Source organism: Streptomyces sp. NPDC044064 (assembly GCF_056434245.1).
Genome location: NZ_JBWKFN010000030.1, coordinates 36,616 through 54,277, shown reverse-complemented (window position 1 = coordinate 54,277; position 17,662 = coordinate 36,616). Strand labels below are relative to the sequence as shown.

The 17,662-nt window shown below is 71.8% G+C and carries 15 protein-coding genes; 12 read left to right on the top strand and 3 right to left on the bottom strand.

All coding sequences use genetic code 11. The features are described from left to right. Positions 1-44: 44 nt before the first annotated feature. From AC07DS_RS36350 to AC07DS_RS36340, 3 genes are read left to right on the top strand one after another with little or no spacing between them, the layout of a single operon-like run. Positions 45-1,268, top strand: a complete 1,224-nt coding sequence (locus AC07DS_RS36350; protein ID WP_479152390.1) for a DNA polymerase III subunit gamma/tau domain-containing protein — start codon at positions 45-47, stop codon at positions 1,266-1,268. Positions 1,269-1,287: 19 nt separating this feature from the next. Next, positions 1,288-3,468: a bifunctional polysaccharide deacetylase/glycosyltransferase family 2 protein gene (locus AC07DS_RS36345; protein WP_479152388.1), complete on the top strand. Its 2,181-nt coding sequence runs from the start codon at positions 1,288-1,290 to the stop codon at positions 3,466-3,468. After that, on the top strand, positions 3,465-4,715 hold the full coding sequence (locus AC07DS_RS36340) for an acyltransferase family protein (RefSeq protein ID WP_479152387.1): 1,251 nt from the start codon (positions 3,465-3,467) through the stop codon (positions 4,713-4,715). The genes AC07DS_RS36345 and AC07DS_RS36340 overlap by 4 nt, the downstream gene beginning before the upstream one ends. 34 nt (positions 4,716-4,749) lie before the next feature. On the opposite strand, the gene AC07DS_RS36335 is transcribed toward AC07DS_RS36340, so the two are convergent. Further along, positions 4,750-5,385 (bottom strand): hypothetical protein, encoded by a 636-nt coding sequence (locus AC07DS_RS36335; protein ID WP_479152385.1) that lies wholly within the window; start codon positions 5,383-5,385, stop codon positions 4,750-4,752. Positions 5,386-5,549: 164 nt separating this feature from the next. On the opposite strand from AC07DS_RS36335, the gene AC07DS_RS36330 reads away from it, so the two are divergent. Then, the gene (locus AC07DS_RS36330) at positions 5,550-6,938 is read left to right on the top strand and encodes a nitrate/nitrite transporter (RefSeq protein ID WP_479152383.1); all 1,389 of its coding nucleotides are present in this window, start codon (positions 5,550-5,552) and stop codon (positions 6,936-6,938) included. Positions 6,939-7,023: 85 nt separating this feature from the next. Beyond that, positions 7,024-8,184: a uroporphyrinogen-III synthase gene (locus AC07DS_RS36325; protein WP_479152381.1), complete on the top strand. Its 1,161-nt coding sequence runs from the start codon at positions 7,024-7,026 to the stop codon at positions 8,182-8,184. Between the two features lie 77 nt (positions 8,185-8,261). Here the strand turns inward: AC07DS_RS36325 and AC07DS_RS36320 are convergent, their stop codons facing one another. Then, positions 8,262-8,825: an anthrone oxygenase family protein gene (locus AC07DS_RS36320; protein WP_479152379.1), complete on the bottom strand. Its 564-nt coding sequence runs from the start codon at positions 8,823-8,825 to the stop codon at positions 8,262-8,264. Positions 8,826-9,140: 315 nt separating this feature from the next. Between AC07DS_RS36320 and AC07DS_RS36315 the strand changes: the two genes are divergently transcribed. Further along, positions 9,141-9,674: a helix-turn-helix domain-containing protein gene (locus AC07DS_RS36315; protein WP_479152377.1), complete on the top strand. Its 534-nt coding sequence runs from the start codon at positions 9,141-9,143 to the stop codon at positions 9,672-9,674. On the opposite strand, the gene AC07DS_RS36310 is transcribed toward AC07DS_RS36315, so the two are convergent. Continuing rightward, positions 9,625-10,164: a peptidoglycan-binding domain-containing protein gene (locus tag AC07DS_RS36310; RefSeq protein ID WP_479152376.1), complete on the bottom strand. Its 540-nt coding sequence runs from the start codon at positions 10,162-10,164 to the stop codon at positions 9,625-9,627. The genes AC07DS_RS36315 and AC07DS_RS36310 overlap by 50 nt on opposite strands. A 318-nt stretch (positions 10,165-10,482) precedes the next feature. Here AC07DS_RS36310 and AC07DS_RS36305 point away from each other — a divergent pair, with 318 nt between their 5' ends. From AC07DS_RS36305 to AC07DS_RS36280, 6 genes are all read left to right on the top strand, one after another. Then, complete coding sequence (locus AC07DS_RS36305) at positions 10,483-11,079, top strand: CGNR zinc finger domain-containing protein (protein ID WP_479152374.1); 597 nt, start codon at positions 10,483-10,485, stop codon at positions 11,077-11,079. A 279-nt stretch (positions 11,080-11,358) separates the two neighbouring features. Continuing rightward, positions 11,359-11,943, top strand: a complete 585-nt coding sequence (locus tag AC07DS_RS36300) for a sigma-70 family RNA polymerase sigma factor (protein ID WP_079071569.1) — start codon at positions 11,359-11,361, stop codon at positions 11,941-11,943. A 50-nt stretch (positions 11,944-11,993) separates the two neighbouring features. Next, positions 11,994-12,758: an anti-sigma factor family protein gene (locus AC07DS_RS36295; protein WP_479152372.1), complete on the top strand. Its 765-nt coding sequence runs from the start codon at positions 11,994-11,996 to the stop codon at positions 12,756-12,758. 60 nt (positions 12,759-12,818) lie between these two features. After that, entirely contained in the window at positions 12,819-15,188 is a 2,370-nt protein-coding gene (locus AC07DS_RS36290) for a HelD family protein (protein WP_479152370.1), read from the top strand. Positions 15,189-15,542: 354 nt separating this feature from the next. Then, positions 15,543-16,973 carry an NAD-dependent malic enzyme gene (locus AC07DS_RS36285; protein WP_479152366.1) on the top strand — a complete coding sequence of 477 codons (1,431 nt, stop codon included), beginning with the start codon at positions 15,543-15,545 and terminating at the stop codon, positions 16,971-16,973. Between the two features lie 281 nt (positions 16,974-17,254). Continuing rightward, positions 17,255-17,536 carry an HU family DNA-binding protein gene (locus tag AC07DS_RS36280; protein WP_018549700.1) on the top strand — a complete coding sequence of 94 codons (282 nt, stop codon included), beginning with the start codon at positions 17,255-17,257 and terminating at the stop codon, positions 17,534-17,536. Positions 17,537-17,662 lie beyond the last annotated feature (126 nt).

The window sequence follows — 17,662 nt, the reverse complement described above, 5'->3', positions numbered from 1 at the left end:
GTCGTGCGCGCACCCAGAACAGTCCCGTGGGGGGATGTGCGCGCGTGAAAAAGTGGCGAGAAGACGCCCAACCGGAAGGGGTCGACTTCGCATCCGCGAGTCCGGCTCCGCCGAGCCCGGAGGGCGACAGACGGACGACCACGGAGACCGGGATACCCCAGGGCGGTCGCGCCGCCCTGACCGAGGCCGAAGAGACGGCTGTACTGCCCCTGACGCCTGCCGACGCCACCTCTCCGGCCGAGCCCGCAACGCCTGCCGACGCCACCACTCCGGTCGAGCCCGCAGCGTCGGCCGAGCCCACCTCTCCGGCTGAGCCCACCGTGCCGGCCGAGCCCGCGTCGCCGGTCGAGCCCACCGTGCCTGCCGACGCCACCTCTCCGGCTGAGCCCACCGTGCCGGCCGAGCCCGCGTCGCCGGTCGAGCCCACCGTGCCTGCCGAGCTGGCCCTGCCGGCCGAGCCCGCAGCGCCTGCCGACGCCACCTCTCCGGTCGAACCCGCAGCGTCGGCCGAGCCCACCTCGCCTGCCGAGCCCGCAGCGTCGGCCGAGCCCACCGTGCCGGCCGACCCCACTGCCCCCACCGACCCCACTACCTCCGCCGACCCCATCACGTCGGCCGCCCCGACCCACGACCCGCACGAGGTGACCGTCCAGCTGGACGCCGTTCAGCTCGGTGACATACGGGTGCGGTCGGCTGCGGGCGACCCGAGTGACGTCGGCCGCGACGGCTCGGACGGGCCGGTCTTCGTGGACGAGTCCGGCCGCCGCAGCCGCCGCTTCCGCCGTGCCGGCATAGCCGTCGCCGTCGCCTGTGCCGGATACGCCGCCGTCATCGTCGCCACCCTGCTGTCCGGCAGCTCCGACGCGCCGTGGCTGCCCGTGCCCGGCCAGGGCGACGACCAGCCGGCCGGCCAGGTGCACACCTCGCCGCTGCCCAGCGCCTCCAAGGCCGCGCCCCCCGCGGCGACCGGGCGGGTGACCGGACCGGTCACGTCCCCCGCGACGAGCGCCACCACCGTCCCGGGCGCCGGTGCGCCGAGTGCCCCCGCCGTGGTCAAGCCGTCGGCCGGCACCTCCTCCGCCCCCGCCCCCGGCACCACCGGCGGCAGCGAGAACTCCCCGTCCGCGCCGGCCTCTCCCCCCGCCGCTTCCCCGGACCCGTCCCCCTCCGGAGGCAGCACCACCTCCGCCCCCTCGCCGTCCCCCTCGGAAAGCACCCGCACCCCGGGCGGAAAGCGCCGGCACCCGCATCCCACGTTCACACTCTGAACAGGGGAAACACCCTCTGATGGCTTCACCCTTCCGCCGCCGTACGTCACCGTCGGCCCGGCGCACCCGACTGCCGCTGCGCCATCTCCTGGCGATCCTGGTCCTCTGCGCGACCCTGGCGATGCTGATGCTGCGCGGATACGTGCACAACGAGATCCTCGCGGACCACCGGGTGCGGCCCGAGGCCGCGAGCGACAAGGTGCCGGAGAAGATCCTCGACGGCGGCCCGGTCATCGACACCCGGGACGGCCGCGTCGACAGCCTGCGGGTGCCGGACCACCGCATCGTCCTCACCTTCGACGACGGTCCCGACCCGACCTGGACGCCGAAGGTCCTCGACATACTGAGGAAGCACCACGCGCACGCCGTCTTCTTCGTCACCGGCACCATGACCTCGCGCCACCCGGAGCTCGTCCGGCGCATGGTGGACGAGGGCCACGAGGTCGGCGTGCACACCTTCAGCCACCCCGATCTCTCGTACCACTCCACGGAGCGCATCGACTGGGAGCTGTCGCAGAGCCAGCTGGCGCTCGCCGGAGCGGCCGGCATCCGCAGCTCGCTGTTCCGGCCGCCGTACTCCTCCTTCGCCGACGCCATGGACGACAGGTCCTGGCCGGTGACCGAGTACGTCGGCAGTCGCGGCTACCTCACGGTCGTCAACGACACCGACAGCGAGGACTGGCGCAGGCCCGGCGTCGAGGAGATCATCCGCAGGGCCACGCCCCGGGGCGGCAAGGGCGCGGTCGTCCTCATGCACGACTCGGGCGGCGACCGCCACCAGACCGTCCAGGCACTCGACAGGCTCCTGCCCCGACTGCAGCAGCAGGGCTACGAGTTCCAGACCCTCACCGAGGCCCTGAAGGCACCGAGCGCGGACACCCCGGTCACCGGCCTCGGCCGGTGGAAGGGGAAGGCCTGGGTCCTCCTGGTGAAGGCGTCGGACGGCATCACCGGGTTCCTCGTCGTCGGCCTCGCGGTCGTCGGCTTCCTCGTGTTCGCGCGCTTCGGCCTGATGCTGCTCCTGTCCGCCGTACACGCGCGCCGCACCCGGCGCCGGGGCTTCCGCTGGGGCGAACGGCCGGTCACCGAGCCCGTGTCGGTGCTGGTCCCGGCCTACAACGAGGCCAAGTGCATCGAGAACACCGTCCGGTCGCTGGCGCGCAGCGAGCATCCCATCGAGGTGATCGTCGTCGACGACGGCTCGACGGACGGCACCGCCCGCATCGTGGAAGGGCTGGAGCTGCCCGACGTCCGGGTGATCAGACAGCACAACGCGGGCAAGCCGGCCGCCCTCAACCGCGGCCTGGCGAACGCCCGGCACGACCTGATCGTGATGATGGACGGCGACACGGTCTTCGAGCCGGCCACGGTGCGCGAACTGGTGCAGCCCTTCGCCGACCCGGGCGTCGGTGCCGTCGCCGGTAACGCCAAGGTCGGCAACAAGGACACGCTCATCGGCGCCTGGCAGCACATCGAGTACGTGATGGGCTTCAACCTCGACCGCCGGATGTACGACGTGCTGCGATGCATGCCGACCATCCCCGGCGCGGTGGGTGCCTTCCGGCGCTCGGCGCTGGAGCGGGTCGGCGGCATGAGCGACGACACGCTCGCCGAGGACACCGACATCACGATGGCCCTCCACCGCGACGGCTGGCGGGTGGTGTACGCGGAGAAGGCCCGCGCCTGGACCGAGGCCCCGGAGTCCGTCCAGCAGCTGTGGTCGCAGCGCTACCGCTGGTCCTACGGCACCATGCAGGCGATCTGGAAGCACCGGCGCGCCCTCCTCGAACGCGGCCCCTCCGGCCGGTTCGGCCGCGTGGGTCTGCCGCTGGTGTCCCTCTTCATGGTCCTCGCCCCGCTGCTGGCCCCGCTGATCGACCTGTTCCTCGTCTACGGGCTGGTGTTCGGCCCCACCGAGAAGACGATCGCGGCCTGGTTCGGCGTCCTCGCCGTCCAGGCGGCCTGCGCGGCCTACGCGTTCGTGCTGGACCGCGAGCCCCTCACCCCGCTGATCTCGCTGCCCCTGCAGCAGATCCTCTACCGCCAGCTCATGTACGTCGTGCTGCTCCAGTCCTGGATCACGGCCCTCACCGGCGGCCGGCTGCGCTGGCAGAAGCTGCGCCGCACGGGCGGCATCGCGGCTCCCCCGGACCAGCCCGCCCGGCCGGGGTCCGTCATGAGCGGGAGGACGGCCGGATGACCACCCCACCCGCACCCACGCACACCCGGGAAGCCCAGCACGTGACCGTTCCCACCCTGCCGCCCGGCACGGACGAGCCCACCGAGCCGCCGCGGCCGGAGCAGCAGGGGCGCACACCCGGGCGCGACCGGTACTTCGACCTGCTGAGGGCGGTCGCCCTCTTCCGTGTCGTCTTCTACCACCTCATGGGCTGGGCCTGGCTGCCCGTCGTCTTCCCCTCCATGGGCGTGATGTTCGCGCTGGCGGGAAACCTCATGGCCCGCTCGCTCGAGCGCCCGCCGCTGCAGGTCGTGCGCGGCTGGCTGCGCCGGCTGCTGCCTCCGCTGTGGCTGCTCGGCGCCATCGGTGTGACCGGCATGGTGCTGCAGGGCTGGGGTCCGGGCGACGACGGCCACCCCGTCTGGTGGTGGCTCCACCTCGGCTTCTGGATCCTGCCGCTGAGCGACCCGCCCTACGCCGAGGGCCTGCGCGGCATCCACGGCGTCCTCGGAGCGGACTGGGGAGCGGAACTGGCCGGACCGCTCTGGTACATCCGCGCCTACCTCTGGTACGTCCTGCTGTCCCCGTTCCTGCTCAAGGCGCTGCGGGCGCTGCCCTGGGCGACCGTCCTGTCGCCGATCGCGCTCTCGGCAGCCTTCGAGTTCGGCTACCTCACCCTGCCCGGGGAGCGCATTCCCTCAGCCCTCACCGACTACAGCACCTTCGGCGCCTGCTGGATCCTCGGCATGGCGCACCAGGAAGGCGTCCTGAAGCGCATCCCCCGCTACGTGGTGCCCTCGGTGGCCCCGGCCGTCGCCGCCGTGGGCCTCTGGTACGCCCTGACGCACGGCTTCGGACCGGGCCACGACCTGGACGACATCCCGTTCGCCCAGTCCCTCTGGTCCTTCGCGACCGTGCTGCTGCTCCTCCACGTCAGCCCCTCCTGGACGCAGTGGCCGCGGTGGCTGCGCCCCTTCGACCGGATCGTCACCCTGCTCAACTCCCGGGCGGTGACGATCTACCTCTGGCACAACCTCTGCATCCTCGTCGCCGCCACCCTGTGGGACCAGCTGTGGCAGGTCGACGTGATGTACCTGCATTTCTCCTGGCTGCTGGAGAGTTCCTGGCCGGTCCTCGCCATCACCTGGGTGTTCATCGGCAGTTGCATCGTCTGGTTCGGCTGGGTCGAGGACATCGCGGCGAGGCGCAGCCCACGGCTGTGGCCGGACGGGGTCGAGCGCGGCCGGGTCCGGCGCCGGCCGGCCTGAGCCGGCGGGACCCGGCCGGTGAGGTCCCGCCCGCTCACTCGTCGAACCACACCACCAGCCGCACACCGTCGTCGCCGTGGACGCCGGCCAGGGCACCCATGACCGTCCACACCGGCCGCCAGCCGCCGTCGGGCGGGACGGCGTCGCGGCGGCGGGAGCGCTCGACCCGGAAGACCGAGGTACCGGACTCCCACTCCGTCCCCTCCGGCCACAGGCCGGCCAGGGCCGACGGGTCCGTGGTCAGGGTGTTGATCCCGGCCGCGCGGGCGAAGGCCCGGCTCCAGACCCATGGGCTGCGAAGCCGGAGCGTGCCGTCCGGGGAGCGGTGGTACTGGGCGACGTGAGTGGCGCGGGGGAGAGCCGGTTCGTCCCAGTCGACCGACCGGGCTTCGGCCCAGGACAGCCAGGTGGTGCCGAAGGCGGCCTCGCCCCAGGACTCCAGCCCGGTCCGGACCGGCTCCGACGCGTCGGGCGGCAGGCCCCGGCCCGCGGCCACATGGCGCCAGCGGGCGGCGAAGTCCCGTACCCCGAAGAGGCAGGCGAAGGCCTCGTAGTCCCGGTGCACCCCGAGCAGCGCGAGGTCGAGGGCCGGGCACCAGGCCGTCTCGCCGGGGGCCAGGCCCTCCCGCCAGGTGCGGCACTCGATCCAGCCGTGGATGTCCGTTCCCATGGCCCCCGATTCTTCCCTCACCGACGGCTCTCCTCGTGAGTGAGAGCAACGTTCCCTTCCGGTCACCCACAGCCACAGGCAGGAAACGCGCCCTCCCTACCTTCGGGACTCATCACCGCTCATCACCCGGAATCACCCGAGCCCCGGAGCACCGTGGAGGCGTCATGACAGCCCCGAGTACAGCCCCCGCCGCAAACAGCAGCAGGGGAGGCCGCTGGATCGAGCAGTGGGATCCGGAGGACGAGGCGTTCTGGAACGCCACCGGTGAGAAGGTCGCCCGCCGGAACCTGCTCTTCTCCGTCCTCTCCGAGCACATCGGATTCTCGATCTGGACCATGTGGTCCGTGCTGGTGCTCTTCATGGGCCCGGAGTACGGGCTGACCCCGGCGGACAAGTTCCTGCTGACCTCGGTGGTCACGCTCGTCGGCGCCGCCGTCCGCGTCCCCTACACCTTCGCCGTCGCCGTCTTCGGCGGGCGGAACTGGACGATCGTCTCGGCCGGTCTGCTGCTGGTGCCGACGGTAGCCGCCTTCCTCGTCATGAAGCCGGGTACGTCCTTCGACACCTTCCTCCTGGTCGGTCTGCTCGCGGGCATCGGCGGCGGGAACTTCGCCTCCAGCATGACCAACATCAACGCCTTCTTCCCGCTGCGCAAGAAGGGGTGGGCGCTCGGCCTCAACGCCGGCGGCGGGAACATCGGCGTCCCGGTCATCCAGCTGGTCGCCCTCGCGATCATCGGGGCGAGCGGCGGGCCGCGGGTGCTGCTCGGGATCTACATCCCGCTGATCGTCGTCGCCGCCGTCCTCGCCGCGGTGTTCATGGACAACCTCGCCTCCGTGAAGAACGACACCGGCGCCGCCAAGGACGCGGCCAAGGACGCCCACACCTGGATCATGGCGTTCCTCTACGTCGGGACGTTCGGCTCCTTCATCGGGTACAGCTTCGCCTTCGGGCAGGTCCTGACGAACCAGTTCGGGCGCACCCCGCTGCAGGCCGCCTACCTCACCTTCGTCGGTCCGCTGCTCGGCTCCCTCATCCGGCCCGTCGGCGGCTGGCTCGCCGACCGCTACGGCGGGGCCCGCATCACCCTCTGGAACTACGTCGGCATGGCCGCCGCCACCGCCGTGCTCGTCTTCGCCAGCATGCAGAAGTCGCTGCCGCTGTTCGTGTCGGTCTTCGTCGTGCTGTTCGTGCTCAGCGGGCTCGGCAACGGGTCGACGTACAAGATGATCCCCGGGATCTTCCAGGCCAAGGCCGCCGCCAAGGGGCTCCGGGGCGAGGAGGCGGCCGCCCACGGCCGGCGCCTGTCCGGTGCCTCCATGGGACTCATCGGCGCCGTCGGCGCGCTCGGCGGTGTCGGCATCAACATGGCGTTCCGTCAGTCCTTCCTCTCCTACGGCACCGGCACCGGTGCCTTCGTCGCCTTCCTCGCCTTCTACGGCGCCTGCTTCGTGATCACCTGGGCCGTATACCTTCGCCGCCCGGCAGGCCAGGTTTCCGCCGCGACCGCCGCTTCCGAGGCGAAGCCGCAGCTCAGCTACGCCGAAGTGTGACGTAACACCGGCGACATCGAGCCGAACCGAGCCTGTCACGAGCCGTTGACAGGCTCGTTCGGCATGCGGGCCAGGTAGGAGAGCCATGTACGACGAACAGCAGCAGGCGGCACAGACGGAACACGGACCCCTCGCGGGCTTCACGGTAGGTGTGACCGCCGCGCGCCGCGCCGACGAGCTGGGCGCGCTGCTCCAGCGGCGCGGGGCCGCCGTCCTGCACGCGCCCACCCTGCGCATAGTGCCCCTTGCCGACGACGGCGAACTGCTCGCCGCCACCAAGGAGATCATCGACCAGGCGCCGGACGTGGTGGTGGCGACCACCGCCATCGGGTTCCGGGGCTGGGTCGAGGCCGCCGACGGCTGGGGGTTCGGGGAGCAGCTGCTGGAGCGGCTGCGCGGGGTGGAGCTGCTGGCCCGCGGACCCAAGGTGAAGGGGGCCGTCCGGGCCGCCGGGCTCACCGAGGAGTGGTCGCCGTCCAGCGAGTCCATGGCCGAGGTGCTCGACCGGCTGCTGGAGGAGGGCGTCGACGGGCGCCGGGTCGCCGTGCAGCTGCACGGGGAGCCGCTGCCCGGGTTCGTCGAGGCGCTGCGGGCCGGGGGAGCGGAGGTGGTTCCGGTGCCGGTGTACCGCTGGATGCCGCCGGAGGACATCGGCCCCGTCGACCGGCTGCTGGACGCCGTCGTCTCGCGCGGGGTGGACGCGCTCACCTTCACCAGCGCGCCGGCCGCCGCGTCCCTGCTGTCGCGGGCCGAGGAACGGGGACTGCTCGCCGAGCTCCTGACCGCGCTGAGCCATGACGTGCTGCCCGCCTGTGTGGGCCCCGTCACCGCGCTGCCGCTGCAGGCCCGGGGCGTGGACACCGTACAGCCGGAGCGGTTCCGGCTCGGGCCGCTCGTCCAGCTGCTCTGCCAGGAACTGCCCGCGCGGGCACGGGCCTTGCCGGTCGCCGGGCACCGGGTGGAGATCCGGGGCCACGCGGTGCTGGTGGACGGCGACCTGAAGCCGGTGCCGCCGGCGGGCATGTCCCTGCTGCGGGCGCTGTCCCGGCGCCCGGGCTGGGTGGTGGCCCGCGCCGAGCTGCTGCGCGCGCTGCCGGGCGCCGGCCGCGACGAGCACGCGGTGGAGACGGCGATGGCCCGGCTGCGTACGGCACTCGGGGCGCCGAAGCTGATCCAGACCGTGGTGAAGCGGGGGTACCGGCTGGCGCTGGATCCGGCGGCGGACGCGAAGTACGCGGACGCGTGAGCGGCCGCCCGGTGCGGTGACCGCCGTCGCGCCGGGCGGAGCCGGGGGCTTCTTCGCGCGCCCGCCCGGGGCCGGCCTCACAGGGCCGCGCTCGCTCCAGGTGCGCTGCGACGGGACGTGAGCGGCGCGGACGGCTGTGCCGCCTCGCCCGGCTTCTGCCCGGAGCGCCCGTGCACCAGCAGCGCCCGCGTCAGGAGTGCCACCGCCGCCGTCGACCCCACCGCCCGGGCCACGTTCCACGCCACCCACGGTCCTTCGAAGTGCTCGCGGAGGGCGGACGGATCCCCCTTGGCCGCGAGGGCATTGTTCAGGGGGATGTTGAAGGCCACCGTGATGAAGAAGACCAGGGTGTAGGCCGCCAGGGCCGCCCAGGTCCAGCGGGCGGCGGGGGTGGCGCGCAGTTGCCACGCCGACCATCCGGTCAGTGCCAGTGCCCCCATGAAGCTCAGGAAGAACACCGGGTTCTGGATCACGCCGTTGATGTTGCGCATGACCTCGACGTAGGTGCGGTCGTCGCTGCGGGCCAGGGCCGGCATGACCGCGCAGGCGAAGATGTAGAAGACCCCGGCGATCAGGCCCATCGCGACCGTGGCCGCGCTCAGGACGACTGTGCCGGTCCGTGTTTCCCTCGTATTCGTCATGCCTTACAGCCAACCGGAGCAGCCCCCGCCCCGGACATGGCCGAGGCGCGCACCCGCATACGCGGGCGTCCAGCTACGCCGACGCCGGTACGGCCGTACGACGTTCTGGGTAGCGGGTCACCGGCGACGGGCCGGGCGGTGCAGGCAGGCCCCGGGACGGAGGGCGCTCGGCTCACGCAGTGCGACCACGCGTGCTCCGGGCTGCCGGGCGTGCGCTCTGCCGGATGTTTTCGGCCGGGCGTCAGGCTGACGCCGGACCGTGGCGGGGAGGGACCGCTCCCGGGGACGTCGCGGCGAGCACTCGGGGGGACGAGGATGACACGCTGGCAGCCGTTGCCGGATTCGCTGCCGCGGGAGACCCGGCACCTGGTCGAGCAGATGCGCGTCCTGAAGGGCCGTACCGGACTCAGCCTCGCCGAACTGGCCCGGCGCACCGCGTACAGCAAGTCGTCCTGGCAGCGGTATCTGAGCGGGACCAAACTGCCGCCGAGGGGAGCGGCGCAGGTCCTCGGCCGGCTGGCCGGAGCGGACCAGGCGCGGCTGCTGGCGCTGTGGGAGCTGGCCGAACAGGCATGGCAGCCCGAAGGGCCGGAGCCCGCCGGGCCGCCGGAGGACGCCGCCGCAGCCGGTGCGGTGGGCGATGCCGGGGCCGGGCCGGAGCCGGCCGGCGGCGCGCACCGGCGGTGGCGGACGGCGGCGCTGGCCGCGTTCGCCGTCATCGTGCTGCTGGTCGCGGGGCTGCTGTGGGCGCTGCCCCGCAGGGCGGGCGACCGAACGGCCGCCCGCCCTCGGGGTGTTCTCAGCCGAGCTTGTCGTAGTAGGCGACCTTCCAGGGGCCGGTGCCCTTGATCCGCACCCGGTACTTGCCGCTGACGCGCTTGAGGGTGGCGTTCCGTGCGTCACCCAGGTACGTCACGGTGCCGCCCGAGGCCGGGCCGGTGAGCCAGTGCTGGGCGAACTCCCAGCTCGGGCCGGTGACGACGCCGTCGTTCTCCGAGATGCCGTAGTGCTCCTGCCACCACTGGGTGGCCGACTCGGTCTCGGGGCCGAAGGTGCCGTCGATCTGGCTCTTCTGGAAGGTGTGCGTGTCGCCGTCCTCGTCCTGCCACTGGGCGCCGTCCGCGTACAGGACGGTCTGCCAGAGGGCCGTGGCGTTGCTCTCCGCGTAGTTGTCGACGCCGAGGTCCTCCTCGTCCTGGAAGTCGTCGGTGACGGCTCCGTTGCCGTCGATGCCGTGGTACGAGGCGGCACTCGCGCCGGGTGCCAGGGCGATACCGGTCGCTCCGGCGCCCAGCAGCGCGGCCGTCGCCATCGCGACGACCCGGGTGCGCATGCTCATGAACGTTTCCTTTCTGAACCGCCGTCCCCCGTGGATCCCTGGGGCGGCTCCGGTGCTTTCGCAGGACACAGCGTCATGGCCGCGGGCAGGGGCCACGAGCCCTGCCCGGGTTTCTGGACCGGAAGGGGCCGACCCGTGCTCCGGGCTCCGGCATCCCCGCCGGGGACGGGCCGGGCGGGGAACGCCGCGGGCCGGACGGGTCGGCGCGGCGAAAGGCGGCGTGCCGCCGGCGGTACGAGGGGTTCCGCAGTCGGGTGCGGGCAGGCACTGTGAAGAGGAGCGACGGAACGTTCCCCTGTCCTAGGCGGTGACAGGCACATGGCACTGGGTACGGCCACGGTCCCCTACGAGCTGCGGTTCGACGCCGGGCGGATCTGCCTGGATCTCCTCGCGACCACCCACCCGGCCGAACGGCTGGACGCCGTGGGGCCGTTGTGTGCCTGGATCGGCGGGTCGGGGCTGGTGCCGCCCGGCACCCCGCTGGGCCATGCCGATGTCTCCTGGCTGGCGGGGTTCCGGGAACTGCGCGGGTGCATCGGCCGGTTGGTGCGCACCGCGGACCCGGCGGACTCGCCGCCGTACGAACGCGCTCTCGTCCGGCTCAACGAGATCGCCGCCCGTGCCGCGCCCCCGGTCCCGCGTGCGGTGCGCGGCGAGGACGGCACGCTGGTGCGAGAGTTGGCACAGGCGCCCGGGTGTGCGGGGCTGCTCGCTCTCGTCGCGCGTGATGCCGTCGAGCTGCTCACCGATCCGGTGGCGCGGGCGGCCGTGCGCGAGTGCGAGGGGGACAACTGCCCCATTGTGTACCTGGACACGTCCCGGGGACGCAGGAGGCGCTGGTGCTCCAGCGAGGTCTGCGGGAACCGTGAACGGGTCGCCCGGCACCGACGGCGGGCAGCCCTCGCGCAGGCCTGAGTGTCCGGTACGGGCCTTCTGTCGTATTGCGCCCTTGCGGCGCCCGGAGTGATTTCCGCAACACCGCGCGGCGCCGGGTTTGTTGACGGTCCGACACGGGCAGCTCGGCCGCCTCCGGCGATGTGTCGGAAATGTAAAGATCACGCGGTGGGAATGTGTGCGCATGTCCCGCTCGTCACACCACTCCTGAGAAAACTCCCAGCTCGGTTTGAACATCACGACACCCCTGTCCGTACGGGTGGGCGAGCGACCGACTGGGGGAACCCCCGGACACCGGAGGTGGGCGTGCGCAAGGATGCGGCCGTGGCCAATGAACGTGGAACGAGGGCCCGACATCGCATGTCCTCACAGCCCTCGGAACCGGATGAGGAGCTGATGCGTGCGCTGTATCGCGAGCACGCCGGACCTCTGCTTGCGTATGTCCTCAGGCTGGTCGCCGGAGACCGGCAGCGCGCCGAGGACGTCGTGCAGGAAACGCTCATCCGTGCCTGGAAGAACGCCGGTCAGCTCAATCGGGCGACCGGTTCGGTACGCCCCTGGCTGGTGACGGTCGCGCGCCGCATCGTCATCGACGGCCACCGCAGCCGGCAGGCCCGGCCGCAGGAGGTCGATCCGTCGCCGCTGGAGGTCATCCCCGCGGAGGACGAGATCGACAAGGCGCTGTGGCTGATGACGCTGTCTGACGCGCTCGACGACCTGACCCCGGCCCACCGGGAGGTACTCGTCGAGACGTACTTCAAGGGGCGTACCGTCAACGAGGCGGCCGAAACCCTGGGCATACCCAGTGGAACCGTCCGTTCTCGGGTGTTCTACGCCCTGCGGTCCATGAAGCTGGCACTGGAGGAGCGGGGGGTGACGGCGTGATGAGCATGTACGGGGGGTTCGGCACGGGTGGTTCGGGTATGTCTGGGTCCATGCAGGGATCACAGGCTCCGAACGAGCACGAAACCGTCGGCGCCTACGCCCTCGGGATCCTCGACGACGCCGAGGCAACCGCTTTCGAGGCCCACCTCGCGGGCTGTGAGTGGTGCGCCCAGCAGCTGGACGAGCTGGCCGGGATGGAGCCGATGCTGGCCGCCCTCGCGGACCTGCCCAACTCCGGCAGCACGCCCGCGATCGGCGAGTCGCTGTCCGCCAAGCCGAGCCCGAGACTGGTCGAGAAGCTGGTCGACGAGGTCTCCGAGCGCCGCGCGCTGAAGCGGCGCAAGGGCTTCTACCTGGTCGCGGCCGCGGCCGCACTGATCATCGCCGGCCCGGTGGCCGTCATGGCGACGAGCGGCGGAAGCGACTCGGGGCAGACCGCCACACCGCTGGCGGCCACCGCCCAGACGACCTTCGACCAGCTGCCCAAGAAGGTCTCGGGGACCGACAACACGACGGGCGCCAGCGCGACCGTCGCCATGGGAGAGAAGAACTGGGGCACCTCGACGGTCCTCGAGCTCAAGGGCGTCAAGGGTCCGCTCAAGTGCTCCCTGGTCGCCGTCACCGGCAGTGGCGAACGCCAGACGCTGGGTTCCTGGTCCGTCCCGAAGTGGGGCTACGGCATTCCGGACGCCAAGACGGCGGAGGCCAAGAACCCGCTCTACATCGGCGGCGGCACGGCCCTCAAGCCGAGCGAGATCGACCACTTCGAGGTCGTGACGTTCGACGGGAAGAAGCTCGTCCAAGTGGACGCGTAGCCTCGGCGGGCCCCCTTCGCGTACGGTTGACGGCTGCCCAGCACGTCAGAAGGGGGCCCGGTGGCCGCTCAGGCTCAACAGGAAACCGCGCTCGACTCGGTCCGGGACCGGGAGATCAGCGTCGAACAGGAACACCTCGACCGGGTGTACCACCGCCTGGAGGAGAAGATCCACGAGGCGGAGTTCCTCATGAACGACGCGGCCAAGCGCGGCCAGGTCGGCACTCCCGGCGCGCTCGCCGAACGGGATGCCCAGGTGTTCCGGGCAGGTGTACACCTGAACCGGCTCAACAACGAGTTCGAGGACTTCCTCTTCGGCCGGATCGACCTGCTGCTCGGCAGGGACGGCAAGAAGGGCCCGGACGGGGCGTACACGGCGGTGGAGCCCGCCGAGGGCGCGGTCCGGACCGACAACACCGCCGACATCGCCGAGACCCTGCACATCGGCCGGATCGGCGTGCTCGACGAGGACTACTCGCCGCTGGTCATCGACTGGCGGGCACCGGCCGCCGCGCCCTTCTACCGGTCCACCCCGAAGGACCCCGGCCGGGTCGTCCGGCGCCGGGTCATCCGCTCCAAGGGCCGCCGGGTCCTCGGCGTCGAGGACGACCTGATGCGCCCGGAGCTGACGGCGTTCCTCGGCGACCGCGAGCTGCCCGTCATCGGTGACGGCGCGCTGATGGCCGCCCTCGGCCAGGCCCGCAGCCACACCATGCGGGACATCGTCTCCTCCATCCAGGCCGAGCAGGACCTGGTCATCCGCGCTCCCGCCGCCTCCGTCACGTACGTCGAGGGCGGCCCGGGCACCGGCAAGACGGCGGTCGCCCTGCACCGCGCGGCCTATCTGCTCTACCAGGACCGCAGACGCTACGCGGGCGGCATCCTGATCGTCTCGCCGACCCCGCTGCTGGTGTCCTACACCGAGGGCGTGCTGCCCTCGCTCGGCGAGGAGGGCCAGGTCGCCATCCGCGCGATCGGCTCCCTCGTCGACGGCGTGGAGGCCACGCTGTACGACTCGCCGTCCGTGGCCCGCGCCAAGGGCTCGTACCGGATGCTGAAGGTGCTGCGGAAGGCCGCCCGGGGCGCGCTGGAGCTGGGGCCGGCCGCTCCGGCGGGGCAGCTCGCCCTGGACGAGGACAGCGAGCCGCAGGCCTTCGGCGGCCCCCCGTCCCGCCTCCGCGTCGTCGCCTTCGGGCGCCGCCTCGAACTGGAGGCCGCCGAGCTGGAGCGTGTCCGCCGCACCGCCCTGAGCGGCACCGCGCCGGTCAACCTGCTCCGCCCACGCGCCCGCAAGCTGCTCCTGGACGCCCTGTGGTCGAAGTCCGGCGCGGCCGGCCGGCACAGCGACCCGGAGCTGGCCGCCGAGCTGCGCTCCTCCTTCGACGAGGACATCACGACGGAGGACGTCTTCATCGCCTTCCTCGACGCCTGGTGGCCCGAGCTGACCCCGAAGGGGGTCCTGGCCGCCATGGCCGACGAGCGGCGGCTCGGCCGCTGGGCCCGCCGCATCCTCAACCCCGGCGAGGTCCGCCGGGTCGCCCGCTCGTTGAAGCGGGACGGGTACTCCGTCCACGACGTCTCCATGCTCGACGAGCTGCAGGCGGTCCTCGGTGCCCCGGCCCGGCCGCGCAAGAAGCGCGAACTCGATCCGCTGGACCAGCTCACCGGCCTGGAGGAGCTGATGCCGGTGCGCGAGGAGACCCAGCGCGAGCGGGCCGAGCGCCTGGCGCAGGAGCGCACCGAGTACGCGCACGTCATCGTGGACGAGGCGCAGGACCTCACGCCGATGCAGTGGCGCATGGTCGGCCGCCGCGGCCGGCACGCCACCTGGACGATCGTCGGCGACCCGGCGCAGTCCTCCTGGTCCGACCCGGACGAGGCGGGCGAGGCCCGCGACGAAGCCCTCGGCACCCGCCCCCGGCGCCGCTTCCAGCTCACCGTGAACTACCGCAACCCGGCCGAGATCGCCGAGCTGGCCGCCAAGGTGCTCGCCCTCGCCATGCCCGGCTCCGAGGCGCCGTCCGCCGTACGGTCCACCGGGGTCGAGCCCCGTTTCGTGAGGACGCACGACGGACACGGCACCGTCGCGAGGGACGCCCTGGAGAGGACCGTGCACGCGGAGGCCGAGCGGCTCCTCGGTCTGGTGGACGGCACGGTCGGCGTGGTCGTCGCGATGAACCGGCGCGAGGAGGCCCGGCGCTGGCTGGCCGGGCTCGGCGACCGGGTGGTGGCGCTCGGCAGCCTGGAGGCCAAGGGCCTGGAGTACGACGCGACGGTCGTCGTCTCCCCGGCGGAGATCGCCGACGAGTCCCCGGCCGGCCTGCGGGTGCTGTACGTGGCGCTGACCCGGGCCACCCAGCAGCTGACGGTGGTCTCCGGAGAGCGGGACGAACCGGACACGGCGGGGGTGCCCGACCTGCTCCGGGACTGAACCCTGTGAAGTCGGCCGACGGGAATGGCCTTACCGGATCCGTTTGTTAGCCTGGGTGTGGCACCGGCCCGATCCAAGCCCCCGGGCCCAACCTTCGTCCCTCAGAGGGACCACTTGCCGCGAGGCGAGCATGGCGGGTCGGTGTCATGAACGTGTGGGAGGCCCACATCACCTTGTGATGTGGGCCTCTTTCATTGCCTGATCGATTCTCGTATGGTGGAAGTGGTTTTCCGAAACCATGCACCCTCCGTGAACAAAACGTTCGCAATCCAGGGCGACTATCACGTACTCACGGGTAGGTGCGACGATCGGACGGCACAACTCGCGACACGGTGAAAGCAGAGGAAGTCGGCCATGGCAACGGCGCCCAGCGTCTCCTACTCGATGACCATCCGGCTGGAGGTGCCCGCGAGCGGAACAGCCGTCTCGCAGCTCACCAACGTCGTGGAGTCCTCCGGAGGCTCGGTCACCGGCCTCGACGTCACCGCGTCCGGCCACGAGAAGCTCCGCATCGACGTCACCATCGCGGCCACCTCGACCACGCACGCCGACGAGATCGTCGAGAAGCTCCGCGGCATCGAGGGCGTCACGCTCGGCAAGGTCTCCGACCGTACGTTCCTGATGCACCTCGGCGGCAAGATCGAGATGCAGTCCAAGCACCCGATCCGCAACCGTGACGACCTCTCGATGATCTACACGCCGGGTGTGGCCCGCGTGTGCATGGCCATCGCCGAGAACCCCGAGGACGCCCGCCGCCTCACCATCAAGCGCAACTCGGTTGCGGTCGTGACGGACGGCTCCGCCGTGCTGGGCCTCGGCAACATCGGCCCCAAGGCCGCGCTGCCCGTCATGGAGGGCAAGGCGGCCCTCTTCAAGCGCTTCGCCGGCATCGACGCCTGGCCGCTGTGCCTGGACACCCAGGACACCGACGCCATCGTCGAGATCGTCAAGGCGATCGCCCCCGGCTTCGCCGGCATCAACCTCGAGGACATCTCCGCGCCCCGCTGCTTCGAGATCGAGGCCCGCCTGCGCGAGGCCCTCGACATCCCCGTCTTCCACGACGACCAGCACGGCACCGCGATCGTCGTCCTCGCCGCCCTGACCAACGCGCTTCGCGTCGCCGGCAAGGCGATCGAGAACATCCGGGTCGTCATGTCCGGCGCCGGCGCGGCCGGTACGGCCATCCTCAAGCTGCTGATCGCGGCGGGCGTGAAGAACGCCGTCGTCGCCGACATCCAGGGCGTCGTGCACGCCGGCCGCGCCGACCTGGTGGAGGCCCCGGCCGACTCCCCGCTGCGCTGGATCGCCGACAACACCAACCCCGAGGGCCTGACCGGCACCCTGAAGGAGGCCGTGCGCGGCGCCGACGTCTTCATCGGCGTCTCCGCCCCGAACGTCCTCGACGGCGACGACGTTGCCGCCATGGCCGAGGGGGCGATCGTGTTCGCGCTCGCGAACCCGGACCCCGAGGTCGACCCCGCAATCGCCCGTCAGACGGCCGCTGTTGTGGCCACCGGCCGCTCCGACTTCCCCAACCAGATCAACAACGTGCTGGTCTTCCCGGGTGTCTTCCGCGGTCTGCTGGACGCGCAGTCCCGCACCGTCAACACCGAGATGATGCTCGCCGCCGCGAAGGCCCTCGCCGACGTGGTGACCGAGGACGAGCTGAACCCGAACTACATCATTCCGAGCGTCTTCAACGACAAGGTCGCGGGCGCGGTCGCCGGAGCGGTGCGCGACGCGGCCAAGGCGGTCGGAGCGGCGTCCCAGCCGCTCGTACCGTAGGGTTTCAGAAGCTGTGAGACCGACCGTGCAGGGGCTGTGAGGATCGACACGGGCAGCCCCCGCACCGGCGCGTCGTGGAACCCCCCACCGGCGGGTGCCCTCTAGGGTGACGGCCGAGCAGGCGCTTTTCGTGTGACTCCCTAGGGTGTTCTCACGACTCCTACGGGTGCCGGATTGGCTTTCGCGCCGCAGGTAGGGGCAGGATGCGTCTTTGGGCGCGAGCGCATCGGCATCGATCTCACCTCACGCCTCAACGGCAAGAAGAACACGGGAGTAACAACATGAACCGCAGTGAGCTGGTGGCCGCGCTGGCCGACCGCGCCGAGGTGACCCGCAAGGACGCCGACGCCGTTCTGGCCGCGTTCGCCGAGGTCGTCGGCGACATCGTCTCCAAGGGCGACGAGAAGGTCACCATCCCCGGCTTCCTGACCTTCGAGCGCACCCACCGTGCCGCTCGTACCGCGCGCAACCCGCAGACCGGTGAGCCCATCAACATCCCGGCCGGCTTCAGCGTGAAGGTCTCCGCGGGCTCCAAGCTCAAGGAAGCGGCCAAGGGCAAGTAAGCTCCGCCGAGAGCGTCGAAGGGGGGGGGGGGGGGAGGGACGCACGCGCTGTCGCCCCTCCGCCCCCTTGTCTCCCTTTCCACCCCCCCCCACCCACCCACTGCCTCCCCCCCTCACTTCCAACGC